Source organism: Streptomyces sp. NPDC127129 (genome assembly GCF_042671585.1).
GTDB lineage: Bacteria > Actinomycetota > Actinomycetes > Streptomycetales > Streptomycetaceae > Streptomyces.
On sequence record NZ_JBHXTV010000005.1, the window covers coordinates 19,136 to 43,764 of the forward strand.

At 72.9% G+C, this 24,629-nt stretch carries 16 protein-coding genes; 7 read left to right on the plus strand and 9 right to left on the minus strand.

Going from position 1 to position 24,629, the window contains the following annotated elements; genetic code table 11:
• Window positions 1-23 precede the first annotated feature (23 nt).
• Window positions 24-506 carry an Rv3235 family protein gene (locus ACFVGW_RS10990; protein ID WP_385851988.1) on the minus strand — a complete coding sequence of 161 codons (483 nt, stop codon included), beginning with the start codon at window positions 504-506 and terminating at the stop codon, window positions 24-26.
• A gap of 381 nt (window positions 507-887) precedes the next feature.
• Between ACFVGW_RS10990 and ACFVGW_RS10995 the strand changes: the two genes are divergently transcribed.
• On the plus strand, window positions 888-1,394 hold the full coding sequence (locus ACFVGW_RS10995) for a DUF6912 family protein (RefSeq protein ID WP_383227897.1): 507 nt from the start codon (window positions 888-890) through the stop codon (window positions 1,392-1,394).
• Between the two features lie 45 nt (window positions 1,395-1,439).
• Window positions 1,440-2,099 carry an HAD family hydrolase gene (locus tag ACFVGW_RS11000; protein WP_352187393.1) on the plus strand — a complete coding sequence of 220 codons (660 nt, stop codon included), beginning with the start codon at window positions 1,440-1,442 and terminating at the stop codon, window positions 2,097-2,099.
• Window positions 2,100-2,220: 121 nt separating this feature from the next.
• Here ACFVGW_RS11000 and ACFVGW_RS11005 read toward each other — a convergent pair whose 3' ends face one another.
• The gene (locus ACFVGW_RS11005) at window positions 2,221-2,775 is read right to left on the minus strand and encodes a DJ-1/PfpI family protein (RefSeq protein WP_383227900.1); all 555 of its coding nucleotides are present in this window, start codon (window positions 2,773-2,775) and stop codon (window positions 2,221-2,223) included.
• Window positions 2,776-3,159: 384 nt separating this feature from the next.
• On the opposite strand from ACFVGW_RS11005, the gene ACFVGW_RS11010 reads away from it, so the two are divergent.
• Window positions 3,160-8,115 carry an NAD-glutamate dehydrogenase gene (locus ACFVGW_RS11010; protein WP_385851739.1) on the plus strand — a complete coding sequence of 1,652 codons (4,956 nt, stop codon included), beginning with the start codon at window positions 3,160-3,162 and terminating at the stop codon, window positions 8,113-8,115.
• Window positions 8,116-8,172: 57 nt separating this feature from the next.
• Here ACFVGW_RS11010 and ACFVGW_RS11015 read toward each other — a convergent pair whose 3' ends face one another.
• From ACFVGW_RS11015 to ACFVGW_RS11025, 3 genes are all read right to left on the minus strand, one after another.
• Complete coding sequence (locus ACFVGW_RS11015) at window positions 8,173-9,672, minus strand: glycosyltransferase 87 family protein (RefSeq protein WP_385851740.1); 1,500 nt, start codon at window positions 9,670-9,672, stop codon at window positions 8,173-8,175.
• Window positions 9,673-9,716: 44 nt separating this feature from the next.
• Window positions 9,717-10,439, minus strand: coding sequence for an ABC transporter ATP-binding protein (locus tag ACFVGW_RS11020; RefSeq protein WP_385851989.1), 723 nt, complete (start codon window positions 10,437-10,439; stop codon window positions 9,717-9,719).
• Between the two features lie 136 nt (window positions 10,440-10,575).
• A complete protein-coding gene (locus ACFVGW_RS11025) occupies window positions 10,576-11,514 on the minus strand; it encodes an ABC transporter permease (RefSeq protein WP_385851741.1) in 939 nt (312 codons plus the stop codon).
• 114 nt (window positions 11,515-11,628) lie between these two features.
• On the opposite strand from ACFVGW_RS11025, the gene ACFVGW_RS11030 reads away from it, so the two are divergent.
• Complete coding sequence (locus tag ACFVGW_RS11030; RefSeq protein ID WP_385851742.1) at window positions 11,629-12,234, plus strand: TetR/AcrR family transcriptional regulator; 606 nt, start codon at window positions 11,629-11,631, stop codon at window positions 12,232-12,234.
• Window positions 12,235-12,344: 110 nt separating this feature from the next.
• Here the strand turns inward: ACFVGW_RS11030 and ACFVGW_RS11035 are convergent, their stop codons facing one another.
• The 4 genes from ACFVGW_RS11035 to ACFVGW_RS11050 form a co-directional block, all read right to left on the minus strand.
• On the minus strand, window positions 12,345-13,148 hold the full coding sequence (locus ACFVGW_RS11035; protein ID WP_383228020.1) for a carbohydrate ABC transporter permease: 804 nt from the start codon (window positions 13,146-13,148) through the stop codon (window positions 12,345-12,347).
• 128 nt (window positions 13,149-13,276) lie between these two features.
• Complete coding sequence (locus ACFVGW_RS11040; protein ID WP_385851743.1) at window positions 13,277-14,617, minus strand: carbohydrate ABC transporter permease; 1,341 nt, start codon at window positions 14,615-14,617, stop codon at window positions 13,277-13,279.
• Window positions 14,618-14,621: 4 nt separating this feature from the next.
• The gene (locus ACFVGW_RS11045) at window positions 14,622-15,995 is read right to left on the minus strand and encodes an ABC transporter substrate-binding protein (protein ID WP_385851744.1); all 1,374 of its coding nucleotides are present in this window, start codon (window positions 15,993-15,995) and stop codon (window positions 14,622-14,624) included.
• Between the two features lie 124 nt (window positions 15,996-16,119).
• Window positions 16,120-19,833, minus strand: coding sequence for an FHA domain-containing protein (locus ACFVGW_RS11050; RefSeq protein WP_385851745.1), 3,714 nt, complete (start codon window positions 19,831-19,833; stop codon window positions 16,120-16,122).
• Between the two features lie 431 nt (window positions 19,834-20,264).
• Here ACFVGW_RS11050 and ACFVGW_RS11055 point away from each other — a divergent pair, with 431 nt between their 5' ends.
• The 3 genes from ACFVGW_RS11055 (at window position 20,265) to prfB (ending at window position 24,582) form a co-directional block, all read left to right on the plus strand.
• Window positions 20,265-21,962: a serine/threonine-protein kinase gene (locus ACFVGW_RS11055; RefSeq protein WP_385851746.1), complete on the plus strand. Its 1,698-nt coding sequence runs from the start codon at window positions 20,265-20,267 to the stop codon at window positions 21,960-21,962.
• Window positions 21,963-22,069: 107 nt separating this feature from the next.
• Entirely contained in the window at window positions 22,070-23,308 is a 1,239-nt protein-coding gene (locus tag ACFVGW_RS11060) for a serine/threonine-protein kinase (protein WP_385851747.1), read from the plus strand.
• Window positions 23,309-23,475: 167 nt separating this feature from the next.
• Complete coding sequence (gene prfB / locus ACFVGW_RS11065; RefSeq protein ID WP_385851748.1) at window positions 23,476-24,582, plus strand: peptide chain release factor 2; 1,107 nt, start codon at window positions 23,476-23,478, stop codon at window positions 24,580-24,582.
• Window positions 24,583-24,629 lie beyond the last annotated feature (47 nt).

The following is a 24,629-nucleotide window of genomic DNA, read 5'->3' on the forward strand; positions in this document are numbered from 1 at the left end:
CCCCTTCGTCTTGGCCGGGACGGTCATCGACCGGCCGTCCGGGACTGGGCGGGCACGCGCGCGTGGAGGCCGTCCAGTTCGACGGCGGCGCAGCGCCAGCGGCGGTCGGCGCCGAGTTCGAGGCGGAAGGCCATGGCGCGTACGCCCCGGTCCGTGGCGATGCTGGCGAACGCCTCCAGGGCGTCCTGGGCGGGCTGGGCCCGGCAGCTGCGGAGCACGGGGCGGATGCCCGGACCTCCGAAGGGGGTCGTGGGGGCGAGCTGGACCAGCTGCTCGTACGCCTCTCCCACGGTCTGGCCCAGCATCCAGTGCACGGGCCGCTGACCGCTCAGGACGAGCAGCAGGCGCTCGGCGAAGTGGGCGTGGGTCGGGAGGACGCGCGGTGCCGTACGGGCGGGTGGGGACGCCGTTCCGGGGCGGGTGCCGGCGGCGCCGCGGGGGCGGGTGCCGGCAGGTCCGCGGGGTGCGGAGCGGGGGCGGGGCGTCCGGGGGCGGGTCGCGGCCAGGGCAGTGGCCAGGGCCGTAGCCGGGGCCGTAGCCGTAGCCGTAGCCGGGGCCGTGGCCATGGTCGTGGCCTCGGGCGTACGGGTCGTCGTGGTGGCGATGTCCATGAGTGGTCCCCGATCCCTCGCGCCCGGTGTTCTACCGGGCGGTAACTTCTGTTGGGGATCTTGTACGGGTGCGGTTCGCGGCCTCGCAAGGCGGCGGGGACGTCCGCGCGGCCGTTCGGCGGATTCACCTATCAGAGTGAGGGAGCGGCTCTCCGGGTCTTCCGGCGCGGGGTGCGGGGATGCCTCGGGTGGACCGGCGAGACGGCCTCCTGGGGACCCCGAAGGGGGACTCCGCACGTATCCTGAGGGCGTTTCCGACTACGAAAGCGGCCAGCCATGCGCGTGTACGTCCCCCTGACCCTCCCCGGTCTCGCACAGGCGCACAAGGCGGGCGAACTGGGCCCCGGCCCGCTGACCGCCTACGCCGTGACCCCCGCGCTGCGCGAGTGGTACGTCTCCGACGACATCGAGGAGCTCGAGTACGCGGCGCTGAGCCGGGCCGCGGCCGCATCGCTGCGGCAGCTCGCCGGGGACCCCTCGGCCGCGCGGCGCCGGATCGTCGTCGCCGTCGACGTGCCGGACAAGGACGCCGTCGTGGACCCGGACCGCGGGCTGGACGCGAGCTCGCTGGGCGAGGTCCGCGTCGCCGGAGCCGTACCGCTGGCCAAGGCGGCCGCCGTGCACGCCGACGCGGACGACGCGGAGGCGGACGTCTCGGCGGCGGCGGACGCGCTGGGCGCGGCGGACCAGGGCGACGACGACGCTCAGTTCACGGTGGACGGGGCCGAGGACCACGAGCTGCTCTGGTTCGGGATCCAGGAGATCCCGGGGCTGCTGGGCTGAGGCCGGACCGGGGGTTCTGTCGGTGGGGCCCGGTACCGTCTTGGCATGGGGAAGCACGGGAAGCACCTGGTCTGGGACTGGAACGGCACGCTGCTCGACGACATCGAGGCGGTCATCGGCGCGACGAACGCGGCCTTCGCCGAGCTGGGGCTCGAACCGATCACGCTGGCGCGGTACCGGGATCTGTACACCGTTCCCGTGCCGAAGTTCTACGAACGGCTGATGGGGCGGCTGCCCACGGACGCCGAGTGGGTCCTGATGGACGGCGCCTTCCACCGGCACTACTGGCAGCGGGCCGAGGCGTGCGGACTGACGGCCGGGGCGGCGGAGCTGCTGGCCGCGCGGCAGGAGTCCGGGTTCACACAGTCGCTGCTCTCGCTGGCGCCGCACGCGGAGCTGGTCCCGCTGGTGCGGAGGCACGGGATCGAGGCGCGGTTCGTGCGGGTGGACGGGCGGATCGGGTCGTCCACGGAGGGGAAGTCGGCGCACATGGTGCGCCACCTGGCGGCGCTCACGGGCGTGCCCCCGGAGCGGGTCGTCGTCATCGGTGATGCCGCCGACGACGCGCGGGCGGCGGCGCACGTGGGGGCGCGGGCGGTTCTGTACACCGGGGGGTCGCACAGCCGGGCGTCGCTGGAGGCGGCGGGGGTGCCGGTGGTGGACTCGCTGGCGGAGGCGGTCGCGGTGGCGGAGGAGCTGGTCTAGGGCGGCCGGATGGGCTGCGGGGGCGCGTGACCGCCCGGTGCGGGTGCGCCCGGCCTTTCGGCCGGGCTGATCGCTCCCACCACCCTCACCACCCGCAGCCCTCCCGCGGGCCGGTCTGCGGTCAGGCCGTCTCGCGCAGGACCTTCAGGAACTCTCGCATCCAGGCCGGGTGGTCCGGCCAGGCCCGGGAGGAGATCAGGGTGCCGTCCACGACCGCCTCCGTGTCCTGGAACGTGGCGCCCGCCGCCTGCATGTCCAGTTCGAGCGCGGGGTACGACGTGACCCTGCGGCCCTCCAGGCCGCCGATCGCCGCCGTCAGGAGCGGACCGTGGCAGATCTGGGCCACCGGCTTGTCCGCGTCGAAGAAGGACTTCAGGATCTTGCGGAGCTCCGGGTCGTTGCGGAGGTACTCCGGCGCCCGGCCGCCGGGGATCACCACGGCCACGTAGTCGCCCGGGTCCACCTCCGAGAACGCCAGGTCCGCGGGCCAGCTGTACCCCGGCTTCTCGGTGTACGTGTCGTAACCCGGCTCGAAGTCGTGCACCACGAACCGCAGCTGCTTGCGCGCCGGGGCCGCGATATGGACCTCGTACCCCTCCTCGAGGAGGCGCTGGTAGGGGTACATGACCTCCAGCGACTCCGCCGCGTCCCCGGTCACGATCAAGATCTTTGCCATGGCGACTCCCGGATCTCGGATCTCGGCTCCCTGCCACAGGACACTGTGTCGCTGTCCATAACGTCAAACTTCCACCCCCTCTTTTGTACACATACGGACCATGACGATCGGGGGGGCGGGAGCGATAGGCTTTTCCCGTGATCAGCGCGATACGCCGAGGGGGCAGCGAAGCCCCCGGCCATCGCCCGGAGCGCCACGGCGTCCGGGCGGACATGGCGTTCGCCGATTCTCCCGTCCTGGGCACGGCGCCAGAAATGGCCGATAACGGCTCGGACATCTCTCATCGCGGCATAACGTCGACTCCGACCGGTAACACCGCGTCGTGGCGTTGTGTCCTTTCTTCCACCGACGTCACGCAACGGCGCGCGACAGGAGCCAGAGGACATGCAGACCAAGCTGGACGAAGCCAAGGCCGAGCTGCTCGCACGGGCCGCCCGGGTAGCTGAGACCGGCCCGGTCGGGGGGCAACTTCCGACGGGGCCCGAGAACGGGAAGCGCCCGGACGGGGACACCGTGCTCGACTACCTCCAGCGCTACTACCTGCACACCGCGCCCGAGGACCTCACCGACCGGGACCCGGTGGACGTCTTCGGCGCCGCTCTCTCGCACTACCGGCTCGCGGAGACCCGACCCCAGGGCACCGCGAACGTCCGCGTCCACACCCCGACGGTCGAGGAGAACGGCTGGACCTGCAGCCACTCCGTCGTCGAGGTCGTCACCGACGACATGCCCTTCCTCGTCGACTCCGTGACGAACGAGCTGTCGCGCCAGGGCCGCGGCATCCATGTCGTGATCCACCCGCAGGTCCTGGTCCGCCGCGACCTGACCGGCAAGCTCATCGAGGTCCTGACCACCGAGCCCAAGGGCGATCTGCCCCACGACGCGCTCACCGAGTCCTGGATCCACGTCGAGATCGACCGCGAGACCGACCGCGCCGACCTCAAGCAGATCACCACCGACCTGCTCCGCGTCCTGAACGACGTCCGCGAGACCGTCGAGGACTGGGAGAAGATGCGCGACGCCGCGCTGCGCATCGCCGAGGAGCTCCCCGGCGAGCCCACCGCCGACGATCTGCGCCCCACCGAGGTCGAAGAGGCCCGCGAGCTGCTGCGCTGGCTCGCCGCCGACCACTTCACCTTCCTCGGCTACCGCGAGTACGAGCTGGTCAACGGGGACGCGCTGGCCGCCGTCCCGGGCACCGGCCTCGGCGTCCTGCGCTCCGACCCCCAGCACGGCGGCGACGAGGTGCACCACGCCCCCGTCTCGTCCTCCTTCAGCCGGCTGCCCGCCGACGCCCGCGCCAAGGCGCGCGAGCACAAGCTGCTGATCCTCACCAAGGCCAACAGCCGCTCCACCGTGCACCGCCCCTCGTACCTCGACTACGTGGGCGTGAAGAAGTTCGACGCCGACGGCAACGTGGTGGGCGAGCGGCGCTTCCTCGGCCTGTTCTCCTCGGCCGCGTACACCGAGTCCGTCCGCCGGGTTCCGGTCATCAGCCGCAAGGTCCAGGAGGTCCTGGACGGCGCCGGCTTCTCGCCGAACAGCCACGACGGCCGCGACCTGCTCCAGATCCTGGAGACGTACCCCCGCGACGAGCTCTTCCAGACCCCGCCGGACGAGCTGCGCGAGATCGTCACCAGCGTCCTGTACCTCCAGGAGCGGCGCCGGCTGCGGCTCTACCTGCGCCAGGAGGAGTACGGCCGGTTCTACTCGGCCCTCGTCTACCTGCCGCGCGACCGCTTCAACACGACGGTCCGTGAGCGGCTGACCGACCTCCTCAAGGAAGAGCTCCAGGGCACCAGCGTGGACTTCACGCTGATGAGCACCGAGTCGGTGCTCACCCGGCTGCACTTCGTCGTCCGTGTCGCCCCCGGCACCGAGCTGACCCAGCTCACCGACTCCGACCGGGAGCGCATCGAGGCCCGGCTCGTCGAGGCCGCCCGTTCCTGGGCCGACGGCTTCGCCGAGGCGCTCAACGCCGAGACCGGCGAGGAGCGCGCCGCCGAGCTGCTGCGCAAGTACGGCAACGCCTTCCCCGAGGGCTACAAGGCCGACCACTCCCCGCGCGCCGCCGTGGCCGACCTGGTCCACCTGGAGCAGCTGCGCCACTCCGGCAAGGAGTTCGCGCTCTCGCTGTACGAGCCCGTGGGCGCCCGTCCCGGCGAGCGACGCTTCAAGATCTACAAGTCCGGCGACCAGATCTCCCTCTCCGCCGTCCTGCCGGTGCTCAACCGGCTCGGCGTCGAGGTCATCGACGAGCGTCCGTACGAGCTGCGCTGCTCCGACCGTACGCACGCCTGGGTCTACGACTTCGGTATGCGCATGCCCGCCCCGACCGCCAACGGCGCCTCGTTCAGCGACGACGCCCGTGAGCGGTTCCAGGAGGCGTTCGCCGCGACCTGGACCGGAGACGCCGAGAACGACGGCTTCAACTCGCTGGTCCTGAGCGCCGGGCTGACCTGGCGCCAGGCCATGGTGCTGCGCGCCTACGCGAAGTACCTGCGCCAGGCGGGCGCGACGTTCAGCCAGGACTACATGGAGGACACCCTCCGCAACAACGTCCACACCACCCGGCTGCTCGTCTCGCTCTTCGAGGCCCGGATGTCGCCGGAGCGCCAGCGCGCCGGCGTCGAGCTGATCGACGCGCTCCTGGAGGAGCTGGCCGCCGCCCTCGACCAGGTCGCGAGCCTGGACGAGGACCGCATCCTGCGCTCCTTCCTCACCGTCATCAAGGCGACCCTGCGGACCAACTTCTTCCAGGACGCGGCGGACGGTGCCCCGCACTCCTACGTGTCGATGAAGTTCGACCCGCAGGCCATCCCCGACCTCCCCGCGCCCCGCCCGGCGTACGAGATCTGGGTGTACTCCCCGCGTGTCGAGGGCGTCCACCTGCGGTTCGGAAAGGTCGCCCGAGGCGGCCTGCGCTGGTCCGACCGCCGTGAGGACTTCCGTACCGAGATCCTCGGCCTGGTCAAGGCGCAGATGGTGAAGAACACCGTCATCGTGCCCGTCGGTGCCAAGGGCGGCTTCGTCGCCAAGCAGCTCCCGGACCCGTCCGTAGACCGCGACGCCTGGCTGGCCGAGGGCATCGCCAGCTACAAGACCTTCATCTCGGCGCTGCTCGACATCACCGACAACCTGGTCGCGGGCGAGGTCGTCCCGCCCGCGGACGTCGTCCGCCACGACGAGGACGACACCTACCTCGTCGTCGCCGCCGACAAGGGCACCGCGACCTTCTCCGACATCGCCAACGAGGTCGCCGTCTCCTACGGCTTCTGGCTCGGCGACGCCTTCGCCTCGGGCGGCTCGGCCGGCTACGACCACAAGGGCATGGGCATCACCGCCCGCGGCGCCTGGGAGTCCGTCAAGCGGCACTTCCGCGAGCTCGGCCACGACACCCAGACCGAGGACTTCACCGTCGTCGGCGTCGGCGACATGTCCGGCGACGTCTTCGGCAACGGCATGCTGCTCTCCGAGCACATCCGCCTCGTCGCGGCCTTCGACCACCGCCACATCTTCATCGACCCCACCCCGGACGCGGCCGTCTCGTACGCCGAGCGGCGCCGTCTCTTCGAGCTGCCCCGCAGCTCCTGGGCCGACTACGACACCGAGCTCCTCTCCGCGGGCGGCGGCATCCACCCCCGTACCGCCAAGTCGATCCCGGTCAACGCGCAGATGCGCGCGGCCCTCGGCATCGAGGCCGGCGTCACCAAGCTGACCCCGGCCGAGCTGATGCAGGCGATCCTCCACTCGCCCGTCGACCTGCTGTGGAACGGCGGCATCGGTACGTACGTCAAGGCGTCCACCGAGTCGAACGCGGACGTCGGCGACAAGGCGAACGACGCCATCCGCGTCAACGGCGAGGCCCTGCGGGTCAAGGTCGTCGGCGAGGGCGGCAACCTGGGTCTGACCCAGCTCGGCCGCATCGAGTTCGCCCGCAAGGGCGGCGCGGACGGCGAGGGCGGCAAGGTCAACACCGACGCGATCGACAACAGCGCCGGCGTGGACACCTCCGACCACGAGGTCAACATCAAGATCCTGCTCAACGGACTCGTCACCGACGGCGACATGACCGTGAAGCAGCGCAACAAGATCCTCGCCGAGATGACCGACGAGGTCGGCGCGCTCGTCCTGCGCAACAACTACGCGCAGAACGTCGCCCTGGCCAACGCGGTCGCCCAGTCGCCGTCCCTGCTCCACGCCCACCAGCGCTTCATGCGCCGCCTGGGCCGCGACGGCGCCCTCGACCGCTCGATCGAGTTCCTGCCCAACGACCGGCAGATCCGCGAGCTGCTCAACAACAGCAGTGGCCTGAGCCAGCCGGAGATCGCGGTCCTCCTCGCGTACACCAAGATCACGGTGGCCGACGAGCTGATCGGCACCGAGCTGCCGGACGACCCGTACCTGTGCGGACTGCTCCACGCGTACTTCCCGACGCAGCTGCGCGAGAAGTTCACGGACGCGGTGGACAGCCACCCGCTGCGCCGCGAGATCATCACCACGATCCTGGTCAACGACACCGTCAACACCGGTGGCTCGACCTTCCTGCACCGTCTCCGGGAGGAGACCGGCGCGTCGATCGAGGAGATCGTCCGCGCGCAGACCGCCGCCCGCGCCATCTTCCGGCTGGGCGAGGTCTGGGACGCCGTCGAGGCCCTCGACAACCGGGTGCCGGCCGAGATCCAGACCCAGATGCGGCTGCACTCCCGCCGACTCGTCGAGCGCGGTACCCGCTGGCTGCTCGGCAACCGGCCGCAGCCGCTCCAGCTCGCCGAGACGATCGAGTTCTTCGCCGAGCGTGTGGGGGAGGTCTGGGGCGAGCTGCCGCAGCTGCTGCGCGGCGCGGACCTGGAGTGGTACCAGTCGATCCTGGAGGAGCTGACCTCCATGGGCGTGCCGGAGGAGCTCGCCCTGCGGGTCGCCGGCTTCTCCTCCGCCTTCCCGACGCTCGACATCGTCGCGATCGCGGACCGCACGGCCAAGGAGCCGATGGCGGTCGCCGAGGTCTACTACGACCTTGCCGACCGGCTGCGGATCACCCAGCTCATGGACCGCATCATCGAACTGCCGCGCGCCGACCGGTGGCAGTCGATGGCCCGTGCCTCCATCCGCGAGGACCTGTTCGCCGCGCACGCCGCCCTCACGGCCGACGTGCTCGCGGCGGGCAACGGGACCTCGACGCCGGAGGAGCGGTTCAAGGCCTGGGAGGAGAAGAACGCGGCGCTCCTGGGCCGGGCGCGCACCACGCTCGAGGAGATCCAGGGCTCGGAGACCTTCGACCTGGCGAACCTGTCGGTGGCGATGAGGACCATGCGCCAGCTGCTGCGCGCACACAGCTAGCCGTCGTCCGCAGGTACGTGTGAAGGGCCCCGCCGGTCGTCCGGCGGGGCCCTTCGCTCATGACTCCTGTGAGTGTGAGTGTGAGTGCGAGTGCGAGGGTGACTGTGAGGTCGGCGGCGGTGCCGCCCGCATGGTCGAGACCCACAGCCGGCGCGCGGCCAGCAGGGCGCAGGCGAGCAGCAGCCCGTTGCGGACCACCATGACGGCGACGCCCGGGAAGGAGCCGGCGACCACGTCGTCGTACAGGACCGGGTACGCGAGCGAGCTCAGTCCGGCGGCCGGAAGGAGCAGCAGCGCGACGGGCCGCATCACGGTCCGGCGCGAGGTCAGACAGACGGCGGCGAGCCCGAGCAGCCAGATCAGGTACTGCGGGCTGATCACCCGGCTCGTGACGGTGAAGAGCAGGACGGCGGCGAGCGCCGCGTCCAGCGGGGTCGCCGCCGTCCAGGTGCGCGCCCGCAGCCGCCAGACCAGCAGCCAGACGAAGGCGAGGACGGTCAGGAGCAGCGCGATCCGGCCCACGGTGGAGACGTACGGGCCGACGTACTCGAAGGCGCCGTACCGGTACTGGGCGCGGCCCGGCCAGACGCCGGCCGACTGGGCGAGCGCGAGCGCGGTGCCGCCCACCGACTCGATCTGGACACCCCGGCTGCCCTGCTGGCGCAGGAAGCCGAGCGAGTGCGAGAAGAAGAGCGCGAGGGTCGCGAGGAGCACGGCGGCCGTGGTGGCGGCGGAGGTCCAGGCGTCGCGGGTGGTACGGCCCCGGGGCGTGCCGATCAGGGTGAGCGCAGGCCACACCTTGACGAGCGCGCCGAGCCCCGCGAGGACGCCGCCGAGCAACCCGCCGAGGCGGGGGACGGCGGGCGTGCGGGAGGTCAGCGCGAGCAGGGCGAGGACGGCGAGGGCGGTGACCTGGACGTCGTACCGGGCCAGCGGGATGTGCAGGAGCAGCGGGAGGCCGCAGACCCAGATCCAGGCCCCGTGCGTGACGCGGCTGCTGTCGGCGCGGGCGAGGGCGAGCGTGACGGCGGCGTCGGCGAGGAGCGTCAGGGCGACGAAGGCCTGGAAGTAGGTGAGCCAGGGCAGCAGGCCGGGGGACATGATCACCAGGCCGGCGCCGGGCGGGTACTGCCAGGTGACGTCGTTCACGGGGAAGGTGCCGTGGCCGAACTGCCGGTACCAGTGCTGGTAGAGGACGTACACCTCGCGGCCGACCCCGCCGACGCCCAGGCTGTCGCGCGCCAGGAGCAGCAGCATGCCGGCGCGGGTGAGGGTCCAGACGACGGTGAGGGCGAGGGCGGGTCCGCGGCCGACGTTGACGAAGCTGGCCGAGGTGAAGGTGTCCGAGTCGAAGGGAGAGCCGGTGAGGGAGGGGGGTGGCGGGGCGCAGGTGGCCTTGACGGCCGTGCCGGAGCTCGGTCCGGCCTGCGGGCCGGAGACCGAGCCGGAGGCCACGCCGGGGTCCAGGCCGGAATCCAAGCCGGAGTCCGGGGCGGAGTCCGGGGCGGCGTCCGGGCCGGGCGGGGGCGGCGGGGTGCGGTCGCGATGCGTCGTCATCGAACCGCACTCTATTGCCGTTTGGGGTGATTCCAGATGTTTTGTCAGCCCTTCTTGGTGAACGCCTCGTACGCCGCCACCACCTCCTTCGCCGGACCGTCCATCCGCAGCGTGCCCGCTTCCAGCCACAGCGCCCGGTCGCAGGTCTGGGTGATGGTGGAGTTGGAGTGGGAGACCAGGAAGACGGTGCCCGCCTCGGCCCGCAGCTCGTCGATCCGCTCCTGGCTGCGGCGGCGGAACCGGGCGTCGCCCGTGGACAGCGCCTCGTCGATCAGCAGGACGTCGTGACTCTTCGCCGCCGCGATGGAGAAGCGGAGCCGGGCGCCCATGCCGGAGGAGTACGTCCGCATCGGCAGCGAGATGAAGTCGCCCTTGTCGTTGATCCCGGAGAAGTCGACGATGTCGTCGTAGCGGGCGTCGACCTCCGCGCGCGTCATGCCCATCGCGAGCCCGCCCAGGATCACGTTCCGCTCGCCGGTCAGGTCGTTCATCAGGGCCGCGTTCACCCCGAGGAGGGAGGGCTGGCCGCGGGTGTAGATCCGGCCCCGGTTGACGGGCAGCAGGCCCGCGACGGCCTTGAGGAGGGTGGACTTCCCCGATCCGTTCGAACCGATCAGGCCGATCGCCTCGCCCCGGTACGCGGCGAAGCTGACGCCCTTGACCGCGTGGACCGTGCGGGCGCCGGGGGAGGCGCGGCGGGTGAAGATCCGGTTGAGCGCGGAGGTGGCGCTGCCCTTGCCGGTACGGGCGCCGTTGACCGTGTACATGATGTGGACGTCGTCGGCGACGACGGTGGGGACGCGCTCGGGCCGCGCCGGCGTCGGGGTCGGGGCCGGGGCCGGGGCTGCGGCCTCGGCCAGGGTCGGGGTCGGGGTCGGGGTCGGGGTCGTCGTCAGGGTCTGTTCAGCCACGGCCGTACGTCTCCTCTGCCTTCCAGAAGTAGATGAACCCGCCCACGAAGGCCACCAGCGCCCAGCCGGCGCCGAGTGCCCAGATGTGCGGCGGCAGGCGGTCCGCGGTGAAGCTCTCGATCAGCGCGAAGCGCATCAGGTCGATGTAGACGCTCGCCGGGTTGCACTGCAGGACCGTGATCGCCAGGTCGGGGATCCGGCCGCTCCGCGCCAGATGGTCGAGGGACCACATGACCCCGGAGGCGTACATCCAGGTGCGGAGCAGGAACGGCATCAGCTGCGCGAGGTCCGGTGTGCGGGCGGCGAGCCGGGCCATGACGAGCGCGACCCCGGCGTTGAAGAGTGCCTGGAGGAAGAGCGCGGGCACGGCGAGCAGCCAGCTCGCGCGGGGGAACTCGCCGAAGCAGAACAGGATCCCGACGAGTGCGCCGAGCGAGAGCATGAGCTGCTGGAGCTGTTGCAGTGCCAGGGCCAGGGGGAGGCTCGCCCGGGGGAAGTGCAGAGCCCGGACGAGTCCGAGGTTCCCGCTGATCGCCCGGGTGCCGGTCATGATCGACTGAGAGGTGAAGGTCCAGACGAAGACGCCGGTGATCAGGAACGGCACGTAGTCCGGGATGCCCTCCTGGACGTTCATGAGGATGCCGAAGATCAGGTAGTAGACCGCCGCGTTGAGCAGCGGGGTCATCACCTGCCAGAGCTGGCCGAGCTTCGCGTGGCTGTACTGGGCCGTCAGCCGGGCGGTCGCGAACGCGGAGATGAAGGCGCGGCGCGACCAGAGCTGTCCGACGTAGGCGGGGAGCGTCGGGCGGGCGCCGCTGACCGACAGGCCGTGGCGCAGGGCGAGCGCGCGCAGGTCCTCCGGGGCCCGGGAGTCGGGTTTCGTGAGCGTCTCGGTGGTCACGAGGTCGCTTTCGACGAAGGGGCGGGACATCGAGAACGACGGAACGGGTCCGTATCGTCGCTACGGCGAGAGTAGGACGTACGGACGTCGCAACGCAACCGTTCCGTCGTGACGTGCAGGCACACGGTTGGTTAGGATCCGCCCATGACGACACGCCCCGGATCCCCCCGCCGCGCCCCCGCGGGAGCCGCCGTGCTCCGGGAGGACGTGACCGAGGCCATCCGCGCCGCCGTCTTCGAGGAGCTGGCCGCCGTCGGCTTCGCCCGTATGTCCATCGAGGGCATCGCGCGCCGCGCGGGCGTCGGCAAGACCGCCGTCTACCGCCGCTGGAAGTCGAAGCTCTCGCTCGTCCTCGACCTCCTCGGCGCCTTCGCCACCCAGGGACTGCCGGCGCCGTCGACCGGTTCGCTGTACGGGGACGTGCGCGCGCTCCTCGAGGTCGGCTCGCACGCCCTGCGCCACCCCGTGGCCTCCCAGGTCATCCCGGACCTTCTGGTGGAGGCCGCCCGGCAGCCGGAGATCGCCGACGCGATCAAGGCCGCCCTGCTCGACGGCCAGCAGGGCGTCGTCGCGCAGATCGTCCGCGAGGCCGTGTCACGCGGCGAACTGCCGGACGGCACGGACCCGGAGCGCGCCCTCGACCTGATCGTCGGGCCGCTCTACTGGCGGCTCGTGGTGGTGCGCGGCGAGCTGCCGAAGGGGTACGTCGACGACCTCGCGCGCTCGGCGGTGGCGGCGCTCACGGCGTAGCGGCCGCCACTCGGCTCATGGCGCAGCGACCGCCACTCGGCTCACGGTACGGCGGCCGCCACTCGGGTCACGGCACGGCGGTCGCCACTCGGGTCACGGTACGGCGGCCGCTACTTGACCGCCCCCGCCATCACCCCCGTGACGAACTGCCGCTGGAAGGCGAAGAAGACGGCCAGCGGGATCACCATCGACAGGAACGCGCCCGGTGCGAGCACGTCGATGTTGTTGCCGAACTGCCGTACCTGTTGCTGCAGGGCCACCGTGATCGGTGGCGACTCGGAGTCCGCGAAGATCAGCGCGATCAGCATGTCGTTCCAGACCCACAGGAACTGGAAGATGCCGAGCGAGGCGATCGCCGGCCCGCCGAGCGGCAGGACCACCCGGGTGAAGAGGCGGATCTCGCCCGCCCCGTCCAGCCGGGCCGCTTCGAGCAGCTCCTTCGGGATCTCCGCGAAGAAGTTCCGCAGCAGGAAGATCGCGAAGGGCAGTCCGAACGCGGTGTGGAAGAGCACGACCCCGAGCGTCGTCTCGAAGACGCCGATGGCGCCGAAGAGCTTCGACACGGGCACGAGCGCGACCTGAACCGGCACCACGAGCAGCCCGACGACCACCAGGAACCACCAGTCGCGGCCGGGGAAATCCAGCCAGGCGAAGGCGTATCCGGCGAGCGATCCGATGACGAGGACCAGGAGCGTGGCCGGGACGGTGATCTGGATCGTGGAGACGAGGGACCGGGTGATGGTCTCGTTGGAGAGCAGGGCCGAGTAGTTCTCGACGGTCAGCTGGGCCGGGGAGGTGAAGACCTGCCACCAGCCGCTCTCGCTGATGTCGGTGGGTCCGCGGAGCGAGGAGAGCAGCAGCCCGACCGTCGGCATCAGCCAGAAGAGGCCGACGAGGACGAGGAAGATCCGCATCGCGCCGCCCGCCGCCCGCGCGGCCAGCCGGGCGCCGAGCGGGGGCACCGGGCGCGCCGTGGACGCGGGGACCGGCCCGGCCCCGCCCCGGGCGGCGACCCGGGCCTTGCCGTTCGTGTTCGTCGCCGTCACCTTCGGGCCTCCCTTCGCATCCGGCGGATGTTGAACGCCATCACCGGGATCACCAGCAGGAGCAGCAGGACGGCGATCGCGGAGCCGACCCCGAGATCCGCGTCCGTGCCGAAGGACGAGCGGTACAGCTGGAGCGCCAGCACGTTCGCGTCGTCCTGCGCCGAGCCCGGCGCGATGATGAAGACCAGGTCGAAGATCTTCAGTACGTTGATCATCAGGGTGACGAGGACGACGGCGAGGACCGGCGCGAGCAGCGGGACCGTGATCCGGCGGAACACCTGCCACTCGTTCGCCCCGTCGACGCGCGCCGCCTCCATCAGCTCCCGTGGCACGCTCGCCAGACCGGCCGCGATCAGGACCATCGCGAACCCAGCCCACATCCACACGTAACTGCCGATGACCGCCGGGGTGACGAGCGAAGGCCCCAGCCACTCCACGCCGTTGTACTGCTCGCGGAAGTTGCTCGCGGGCAGCCGCAGGAGCGCGCCGTCGGCGGAGGCGGGGAGCGTGAACGAGCCGTCGGCCGCCGCCCGTGTGGTGGCCACCACCGTCCCGTCCTTCACCGCCTCGATCCGCAGCCCCTTGAGCCCGACCTCCTTCGGGTCCACGACGTTCGGCTTCCCGCCCCCGCCCTTGGTGAAGTCCAGCCACGCGGTCCCGGTGATCCCGCCCTCCCGCGGAGGCCGCGGTTCGTGCGCCGGGCGGGCGTCCTTCGGCATCTGCGCCGGTGCGACCCCGATCAGCGGGAGCCGCGCGGGCTCTCCCGCACGGACCGGGCTCTCGGTGACGTACGCCCCGCCGCCCGCCGCCCGAAGCGGGTGGACCGGCAGCGGGCGCGCCCGCGGGAAGCCGGAGGACTCGGCGAAGGTGTCGTGGACACCGACCCAGACGGCGTTGGCGACACCGCGGTCCGGATCCTGCTCGTACACCAGCCGGAAGATGATCCCGGCGGCCAGCATCGAGATCGCCATGGGCATGAAGACGATCAGCTTGAACGCCGTGCCCCAGCGGACCCGTTCGGTGAGCACCGCGAAGATCAGGCCGAGGGCGGTCGCGACGGCCGGGGCGACGACCGCCCAGATCGCGTTGTTCCGGACGGCCGTGAGGATGGTGTCGTCGGTGAAGAGGGCGACGTAGTTGTCGAGTCCGGCGAAGGAGTCGCCGGACGAGTCGAAGAACGACCGCTGGACGGAGTACCCGATGGGGTAGACGACGAGCGCGCCGAGCAGGACCAGCGCGGGGAGGAGGAACCCCGCCGCGACGGTCCTGCGCGTGCCCGTGACCGTGGGGGCCGTGGAGGCCCTGGGCGCCTTGGGAGCCCTGGACGCGGACGTCACGGCGTCAGTTCTTGTACGCCTTGGCCGCGTCGGCCTCCAGGCGTGCCTGGGTCCCCGCGATGTCCTTCGGGTTCTTCAGGAAGTCCTGCAGCGCCTTCCACTCGCCCTTGCCGGGGGTGCCGCCGAAGGACTGCGGCATCTGGTCGGACATGTCGAAGCGGAAGTCGTCCCCGGACTCCAGGAGCGCCTTGGCGATCTCGCGCTGGACGTCGTTCGGGTACGCGCCCGGGTCCATGTTCCTGTTCGGCGAGAGGAAGCCGCCCGCGCCCGCCCAGATCTCGGCCGCGTCGGGGGAGGCGAGGAAGGTCAGCAGGGCCTGGGCGCCCTTGGTGTCCTTCAGGGCCACCGCGGCGTCGCCCCCGGTGACGACCGGGGACGTGGAGCCGACCGCGGGGAAGGGGAAGACCTTCGCGTCCGTACCGATCTTCGCGCTGGTCTGCGCGATGTTGACGGCCGAGAAGTCGCCCTCGAAGACCATCGCCCCCTTGGGCTGGTCACCGCCCGTGAAGGTCTGGGTGACCGAGGCCGGGAACTCCGTCTGCAGCGCGCCGGCCGCGCCGCCCGCGATCAGCTCCGGCTTGCCGAACAACTCGGCGAGGGTGGTCAGCGCCTGGGTGACGGACGCGTCGGTCCACTTGATCTCGTGCTTGGCGAGCTGGTCGTACTTGGCCGGGCCCGCCTGGGACAGGTAGACGTTCTCGAACCAGTCGGTGAGCGTCCAGCCGTCCGCGCCGCCGACGGAGACCGGCGTGACGCCGGAGGCCGAGATCGTCTCCGCGGTGGTCAGGAACTCCTTCCAGGTCTTGGGCTCGGTGGCGCCCGCGTTCTCGAAGGCGGCGTTGTTGTACCAGACCAGGGACTTGTTGGCGGCCTTGAAGTACACGCCGTACTGCGTGCCGTCGACGGCGCCGAGGTCCCGCCAGCCCTTGGAGTAGTTCGCGGCCAGCTGCGCCTGGGCGTCGGGGCCGGCCGGCTTCAGCCACTTCTGGGCGGCTGCCTGCTGGATCGCGCCGACCTGGGGGAGCATCGCGACGTCGGGCGGGGAGCCTCCGGCGATCTTCGTGCCGAGGAAGTTCACGATCGGGTCCTGGGCGGGCACGAAGGTGACGGTGGCGCCGGTGCGCTTCTCGAACTCCGTCAGGACCTTGGTGAAGTTCTCCTGCTCCGGGCCCGTCCAGACGGCGGCGACCTCGATCTTCTCGCCCTTGAGGGAAGGCAGCTTCAGGGAGCCGTTCGACGTGGCCGGCGGGCCGGGTTCCCTGGTCCCCTCACCGGTGTCCTCGCCGCCGCCACAGCCGGCGAGCGCCAGTGCGAGGGTGAGCGCGGTGACCGTGACGACGGCCGGTGCGGCCCTGCGTGTACGAAGAGTTGTACGCATTTCTGCCCCGTCTCTCCTGTGCGCGGTGCGTGTCCCGTGCGCTCAGGTCTACGCCGGGGGCACCGGCCCCGCAATACCGCCTTCCGTGGCAAGTGGGCGATCTTGATCGGCTCGTGACGTGCCGTCAGGAGCGGGTCGCGGGCGTGAGGGGGGAGATCGGGCCGGCGTCCAGGGAGCGTGCGGCACGGTCGAGAGCGCTGGCGAGGAGGGCCAGATCGGTCGGGCCGTTGCCGAGTTCGCGGACGGGTCTGCGGGTGGGCGGGTCGCCCATCCGCTCCCACTCCAGCGGGACGACGGTCGGGCGGAGGGTCGCCGTACGCGGGATGCGGCCGGTGACCCGGCCGGCCTGGAACGGGGTGACGCGGCCGTCCGGGTGGCCGAGCCGTCCCCGGCCGGGCGCGGGATCGTCCGGGCCCGGCGCGACGGGCGGCGCGTCGAGCACGATCCGCAGGCGGCCGCCGGGTCCGTGGGCCAGCTCCGTGTCCGCCGTCCGGTCGGGGCGCGCGGAGGTCGCGACCAGGTGCACGCCGAGGCGCGCACCACCGCGCGCCACGGCTTCGAGGGCCCGTACGACCGACCCGGCGGCGGGCCGCCCGGGCGAGCCGAGCGCGGGCGCGACGAGCGCGTCGAAGTCGTCGACGAGCACGACGAGCCGGGGCAGTGCGGCGGCCCCGTCACCCGCTCGCGGATCGTGCTCCCGACCGGGGCGCGGAACGAGACCGGCGACCGGCTGCCCGGGTTCCTCGGCCGTGGCGGACCGGACGCCATGTCCGCCGTCCCGCTCGGCGAGGTCGTCCGCGCCGGGGCGCGGGACGCGGTGGTCGGCGCCGGTGCGGGTCGTACGGCCGCTGGGGTGGTACGTGAGGTCCTCGGCGCCCGCGCCGGTGCGGGGCGTCCGCCCGCTGGGGAGGTACGTGAGGTCGTCGGCGCCCGTGCGGGGCGTGCGCCCGCCGGGCCGGTCGCCGAGGGTGCCGTCGCCGGTGCGCGCCGTCCGGCCGCTGGAGCGGTGGGCGAGGTCCTCGGCGCCCGAGCCGGTGTTCCGGTCGGCGGCGCTTCGGCCGGGGGCGGTCCGGTCCTGGGTGGTCCGGTCCGGGTTGGTCCTGTCCGGGGTGTCCGAGCCCGGGCGGTCGCCGACCAGGCCCTCGCCCGTGCGCAGGGTGCGGCCGCTGGGACGGCCGGCGACGTCGGCGGCGCGGGCGTCGGGGATCCGGGCGTCTGGGATCCGGGCCGTCGCGCGGGCGCCCTGGGGCATCGTCTCCGCGGCGCTCGGGCCGCGCTGGCCGATCATGCGCGCCGCCGCCTGACGGTCCGCGAAGTGTCCGTCGCCCAGGATCTCCGCCCGGCGCTTCAGCTCCGCGCCCAGCGCCTGGGCGAACTCCCGCATCCGTACCGGGTCGGAGGCGACCAGATGCTCCGTGACGTGCGGCAGCTCCGTGCACGCCGCGAGACCCTCGCCGCGCTCACCGCCCGCGCCGTCGACAAGGAGCAGCCCCAGCCGGTCAGGACGGCCGCCGGCGGCGAGCGACGCCGCGATGGAGCGCAGCAGCTCCGTGCGACCGCTGCCCGCGGGTCCCTCGATCAGCAGATGGGGGCCCTCCTCCGTGAGGTCGACCGAGACCGGTCCGCGCGGACCGGCGCCCAGGACGGCCGTCCCGTCGCCCGCCGCCGCCCACCGCGCCAGCAGTGAGGCGGGCGTGGCGCGGGCGAGGCCCAGCTCGTCCAGGAGCCGGGCGGAGCGGGGCAGCGCCGTCGCCGCCGTCCGTCCGTGGGTGGCGGGGGCGTCCGTGCGCAAGGGCGCGACCGCTCGTCCGAACCGCTCGGCCCAGGCGACCGACACCGCGTCCACCACGCCGACGGTCCCGTGACCCGCGGCTCGGCCACCCGCCGTGCGCAGCAGCCGCAGCGCCGTCGCCACGTCACCGCTCAGCAGGGCGACCGCCCCGCACTCGCGGAAGGCGAGGGAGGCGGCGCACGCGCTCTCGTACGTCGCCGCCACCGGGGAGACCGGCGACGCGGCCGGCGCCTCGGCCAGACAGATCAGGTGGATGCCGGCGGCCGCTCCCGCCCCGGCGAGCCGCGCGGTGGTCTCGCGCAGCGCCGCCGACCCGGGGTCGCCGTCCACGACCACGACCGTGACCGGTCCTTCGTACCGCGCCGCGGCCTCCGTGACCGCCGCGCGGTCGGCGCTCGGCCAGCCGGGTCCGAGCGGGCCGTCGTCGAGCCGCCGGGTGAGCTCCGCCGTACGGGCATGGGCCTGGTCGCGGTCGTACGCGAGGAGCAGGCGGCAGTCCTGGCCGTGCGCCGGACGCAGATGCGGGAGCCAGCCGAGCCAGCCCCAGGCCCGGCGCCGCTCCTCCAGGGAGCGGCTCCGGTCCGCGCTGATCAGCACGATCTCCAGATCGGCGGGGGAGTGCAGGGCGGCGAGCTGGGCGACCACGGAGCGGGCGAGACCGGCCAGCCGGTCGCCGGGGCCCGCGAGCCCCAGGGAACCGGCCTCGCGCAGCCCGACCGTGACCGGCACCCCGGACAGCTCGGCGCGGTCGGTCGTGCCGAGCCGGACGACGAGGGCCTCGGGATGGTCCTGGCCGCGCTCCCAGAGCCGCGGGCCGGGGCCGAGGGCGGTGAGCAGCACGGCGGCCGGGTCGGGCCAGGTCTCGGGGCTCGGCGCGGGACCGGGGGCCCGCTCGGCATCGAACCCGGCTCCCGTTCCGGACCCGGCTTCGGCGTCCGGGCCGAGGCCGGCGCCGGGGTCCGGCAGGTCCTCCCTGGCACCGGCGAACCGGCGCGCCCACGCTCCTATGCCCCGCTTGCCCCGCGAGGGGGCGGCCTGGCGCGGGGTCTGACGGGTCCTGCTGTGCGCCTCGACCCCCGCGCCCTCGCCGTCCTCCGGCTCCTCGGCACGCGCGTGTGCGGGCGAGCCGCCGTGCGTCGCGTCGGCGGAGAGGGAGAAGGCGCCGCCGCCCCCGAGAGCCGTGCCGGGGCCGGTACCGAGAGCCGTGCCGGGACCGCTACCGGCGGCGGCCGTACCCGTACCGCTGGTGCCCGGTGCCGTACCGGTACCGCCGGTGCCGGGTGCCGTACCCGTACCGCTGGTGCCCGGCTCCGTACCCGTCCCGCGGTGCGCGGGTCCGGATCCTGGTCCGGCAGGGGAGCCGGACGCGGTCTCCCGTCCGTCCCCGCTCGCCGTCCCGAGGTTCACCCGCAGGTGGCCCTCGCCGTCCGGGGTCGTCGGCAGGGAGTCCGTACCCGGATCGCCCGGGCCCGTCAGGCGCAGGGCCGACTCGCCGAGGCGCAGCACGGCGCCGGGCGCCAGCCGGACGGGGCGGTCGCCGACCGCCGCACCGTCCAGCGTCGTCCCGTTCGTGGAGCCGAGGTCCGCGACCGTGACCCGGCCGTCGTCCCCGACCGTGACCGTGCAGTGCACCCGGGAGACGTCCGGGTCGTCGAGCGGGACGTCGGCGTCCAGGGAGCGGCCGATTCCGACCGGGCCGCGGTGCAGCAGGTGCACACCGCCCGCGTCGGGGCCCGCGACCACGTGGAGCCGGGCCGAGGTGGCCTCGTCCGGCCGGTCGTCCTCGCCGGGGACGTGGAGCGTCAGCACCGCCCCGTCGACCAGCGGGGGCTCGCCGAGCGAGCAGCGCCGTGCGTCGAGCCGCTCCCGGCCCGCGTACAGCACGGTCGAACCGGAGAGGGACGTGTCGGGCCCGGAGACGGCCGCGGCCAGATTGGAGGCCACGGCGGCCAGCGCCGTCCCCGCCGGAGCGGTGACAAGCACGTCGCAGGCGCGCCCCGCGCCGTGGCCGGCGTGCGGCGCGAGGACGGTCAGCCGGATCTGCATCGCCGTCAGCGGTCCCTTCTGCGCGTGGTGCCCGGCAGGGGGACCGCCCGGTGCCTCCCCCCACCCGGCACGGACACGTCGTCCGGTACAGGTCGGCACGGCGCGGGGGCTCCCGACCCTCGACGCGCGTGCTGTGTGCATCCTCGCACCTGCCGCTGACAACCCGCCCGCGGGTCGCCTCCAAGTGATCTTGAATGGTCGGCTGTGGACGTAAAAGTGCCTGGTTGAGTACGCCTTCCGACCCCCACGGCAACCACCCGTGCGCCACGAGCGTCTTGTTTTCGGACAAGTCCGGCGCGGGAATCAGCCGTCTTGTGATCGACCCCCGACCCGTTCGGCGGCACTAAAGTGGGTCGGACACCCGGACGGGTCACAACAGACGACAGGGACCCCGGGACCCCCAGGACCACGATCAGCAGGGAGCGCGTGACGTGCGGCCAATCGGCAGCAAGTACCTGCTCGAGGAGCCGCTCGGACGCGGCGCCACGGGCACCGTCTGGCGAGCCCGCCAGAGGGAGGCCGCGGGCGCCGAGGCGGCCGTGCAGGGCCAGCCCGGCGAGACCGTGGCGATCAAGGTCCTCAAGGAGGAGCTGGCCAACGACGCGGACATCGTGATGCGCTTCCTGCGCGAGCGGTCCGTGCTGCTCCGGCTCACCCACCCCAACATCGTGCGCACCCGCGACCTGGTCGTCGAGGGCGATGTCCTGGCGCTGGTCATGGACCTCGTCGAGGGCCCGGACCTGCACCGCTACATCCGCGAGAACGGCCCGCTCACCCCGGTCGCCGCCTCGCTCCTCACGGCCCAGATCGCCGACGCGCTCGCCGCCAGCCATGCCGACGGCGTCGTCCACCGCGACCTCAAGCCCGCCAACGTGCTGCTCGCCGAGCAGGGCGGCCAGATGCACCCGATGCTGACCGACTTCGGCATCGCGCGCCTCGCCGACTCCCCGGGCCTGACCCGTACGCACGAGTTCGTCGGCACGCCCGCGTACGTCGCGCCGGAGTCCGCCGAGGGCCGTCCGCAGACCTCCGCCGTGGACATCTACGGCGCGGGCATCCTGCTCTACGAGCTGGTCACCGGCCGTCCCCCGTTCGCCGGCGGCACGGCCCTCGAAGTGCTGCACCGCCATCTCAGCGAGGAGCCGCGGCGCCCCTCGACGGTCCCTGGCCCGCTCTGGACGGTCATAGAGCGCTGCCTGAGCAAGGACCCCGACCGGCGTCCCAGCGCCCAGAACCTGGCCCGCGGTCTGCGTGCGGTCGCGGCCGGCATCGGCGTGCACGCCACGCCCGCGCAGATCGAGGCCGCCGACGGGGTCGGCGCGCTGCTCGCGCCCGATCCGGCGCCCGCGCCGGTCCCGGAGACCCCCGGCGCCGCTGATCCGACCCAGGTGCTGCCCAGCGGGGCGGGCTCCCACTTCGACCCCGCCGCGCCGACCAGCGTCATGCCGACGAGCGGCCCGGCCGGTGGCATGAACGGCGGCGCCGACCCGACCGCCGTGATGCCTCCCGTACCGCCGCAGCCGCCGCAGGGCGCGCCGGGCGAGGAGCAGCCGCACCCCTGGCAGAACCAGCTGCGCGCGGCCCGCGACCGCAACGAGCAGACGCAGGTCCAGTACCTGGACCCGAGCGAGGACCCGCTGCGCCGCCGTCCGCAGCGCCAGCCGCAGCACCCGCAGCGCCCGCAGGGGGCTCCGCAGCAGTACCAGCAGCCCCAGCAGCCGCCCCGGTACCAGCAGCAGCCGCCGCAGCAGCAGTACGCGCCCCAGCACCCCCCGCAGCAGCAGTACGCGCCGCCCCAGCAGGCGTACAACCCGCCGCAGCAGCGCCCGCAGGCCCCGCAGCCGCCGGCTCCCCGCGAGCCGCGGCCGCCGCGTCAGCGCGGCGCCAACCCCATGCGGATCCCCGGGCTGGGCTGTCTCAAGGGCTGCCTCTTCTCGGTCATGCTCTTCGTCGTCGCGGGCTGGCTCATCTGGGAGCTGACCCCCCTCCAGAGCTGGATCGCCGAGGGCAAGGGCTACTGGGAGGCCCTCGGTGACGGGATCTCGTCCTTCACCGACTGGGTCTCGGAGCTCGCCGACTCGGGCTCCGGCTCCGGGAGTGGTACTACTACCGGCGGTACGGGGCAGTAGTACTGCCGATTTATCGACTTCCGAGGGGTGATTTCCCTTCGGAGGTGACGACCGGCGGCTGCGGACGCGTAACTTTGACGCGTCCGCCAGCCGCTGAGGGAGCAGTCTTGGCACGGAAAATCGGCAGCCGCTACACGGCCCACCAGATCCTCGGTCGGGGCAGCGCCGGCACGGTGTGGCTCGGCGAGGGCCCCGAGGGCCCCGTCGCCATCAAGCTGCTGCGCGAGGACCTGGCCTCGGACCAGGAGCTCGTCGGCCGCTTCGTCCAGGAGCGCACCGCCCTCCTCGGTCTCGACCACCCCCGGGTGGTCTCCGTCCGCGACCTCGTCGTCGACGGCAACGACCTGGCCCTCGTCATGGACCTGGTCCGCGGCACGGACCTGCGCACCCGCCTCGACCGCGAGCGCAGGCTCGCCCCCGAGGCGGCCGTCGCGATCATCGCCGACGTAGCCGACGGACTCGCCGCCGCACACGCCGCCGGAGTCGTCCACCGGGACGTCAAGCCGGAGAACATCCTGCTCGACATGGAAGGGCCGCTCGGCCCCGCCGGCGCCCACCCGGCGCTCCTCACCGACTTCGGGGTCGCCAAGCTCATCGACACCCCGGGCCGCACCAAGGTGACCCGGATCATCGGTACGCCGGACTACCTGGCCCCGGAGATCGTCGAGGGCCTGCCGCCGCGCGCCGCGGTCGACATCTACGCTCTCGCGACCGTCCTGTACGAGCTCCTGGCCGGCTTCACACCCTTCGGCGGCGGCCACCCGGGCGCCGTGCTGCGCCGCCACGTCACCGAGACCGTCGTCCCGCTGCCGGGCATCCCCGAGGAGCTGTGGCAGCTGATCGTCCAGTGCCTGGCCAAGGCCCCGGCCTCCCGGCTGCGCGCCTCCGAGCTGGCCAGCCGGCTGCGCGAGTGCCTGCCGCTGCTGGCCGGACTGCCGCCGCTGGACGTGGACGAGCCCGACGACGCGGAGCAGCAGACGCCGGAGCCGCGCGAGGAGGACCCGTACCCGACGGGCGGCGCAGGCGCCGCCCCGCGCCGGGCCGCCGTCCCTCTGGTCCCCGGTGCCGCTCCCGACTCCAACCGGGACACCCACACCTCCATGCGCGTCCCCGCCCCCGACGAGCTCGCGGGCGGCCCCCTGGGCACCGCCCGGGCCCCGCGCTCGGCGAGCGCACGGCGGCCCGGCTCGGCCCGCCACAAGGCCGGGACGGTCCGCAAGCGCCGGATCACCCTCTCGATCGCGGCGGTCGTCGTCGCGGGCGCGCTGGGTGTGGGCGGGTACCTGGCGACGGCCGAGGACGGCGACGCCCCGCCGCAGGACTCGAAGACGTCGACGGAGCCCTAGGTCGTGTCCGGAAAGCCTCGCCTGGCTCGCGGCGCCCCGCGGGCGGACGGCGATACTCTCCGGACACTCCCTGGCGGCCGCCCCATGCCGCCCGCCGCCGCACCCCGCCGCTCGTCGGGCACGACCGGCGGGCCCTGGCATTTGCGGTGAGCCGTTACGCTGGACGCGTGGCAGTCGTCGATGTATCCGAAGAGCTGAAGTCCCTCTCCTCGACCATGGGGTCGATCGAGGCCGTACTGGACCTCGAACAGTTGAGGGCCGACATCGCCGTGCTCGAAGAGCAGGCCGCGGCCCCGTCCCTCTGGGACGACCCGGAGGCGGCGCAGAAGATCACCAGCAAGCTTTCGCACCTCCAGGCCGAGGTCCGCAAGGCCGAGGCCCTGCGCGGCCGGATCGACGACCTCGGGGTGCTCTTCGAGCTCGCCGAGGAGATGGACGACCCGGACACGCGCGCCGAGGCGGAGACGGAGCTGGTCGCCGTCCGCAAGGCGCTGGACGAGATGGAGGTCCGTACGCTCCTCTCCGGCGAGTACGACGAGCGCGAGGCGCTGGTCAACATCCGCGCCGAGGCGGGCGGCGTCGACGCGGCCGACTTTGCGGAGCAGCTCCAGCGCATGTACCTGCGCTGGGCCGAGCGGCACGGCTACGGCACGGAGATCTACGAGACCTCGTACGCGGAAGAGGCCGGCATCAAGTCGACCACCTTCGTGGTCAAGGCGCCGTACGCGTACGGCACGCTCTCGGTCGAGCAGGGCACGCACCGTCTGGTCCGCATCTCCCCGTTCGACAACCAGGGCCGTCGCCAGACCTCGTTCGCGGGCGTCGAGATCCTGCCGGTCGTCGAGCAGTCCGACCACGTCGAGATCGACGAGTCCGAGCTGCGCGTGGACGTCTACCGCGCCTCGGGCCCCGGCGGCCAGGGCGTCAACACCACGGACTCGGCGGTGCGCATCACGCACATCCCGACGGGCATCGTCGTCTCCTGCCAGAACGAGCGCTCCCAGATCCAGAACAAGGCGAGCGCCATGAACGTCCTCCAGGCCAAGCTCCTCGAGCGCCAACGCCAGGAGGAGCGCGCCAGGATGGACGCCCTGAAGGGCGACGGCGGCAGCTCCTGGGGCAACCAGATGCGCTCGTACGTCCTGCACCCGTACCAGATGGTCAAGGACCTCCGTACGGAGTTCGAGGTCGGCAACCCGCAGTCGGTCCTCGACGGCGAGATCGACGGCTTCCTCGAGGCGGGCATCCGCTGGCGCAAGCAGCAGGAGAAGTAACCCGTACGCCGCTTCACCGCGATGGGCCCCGCACGCACGCGTGCGGG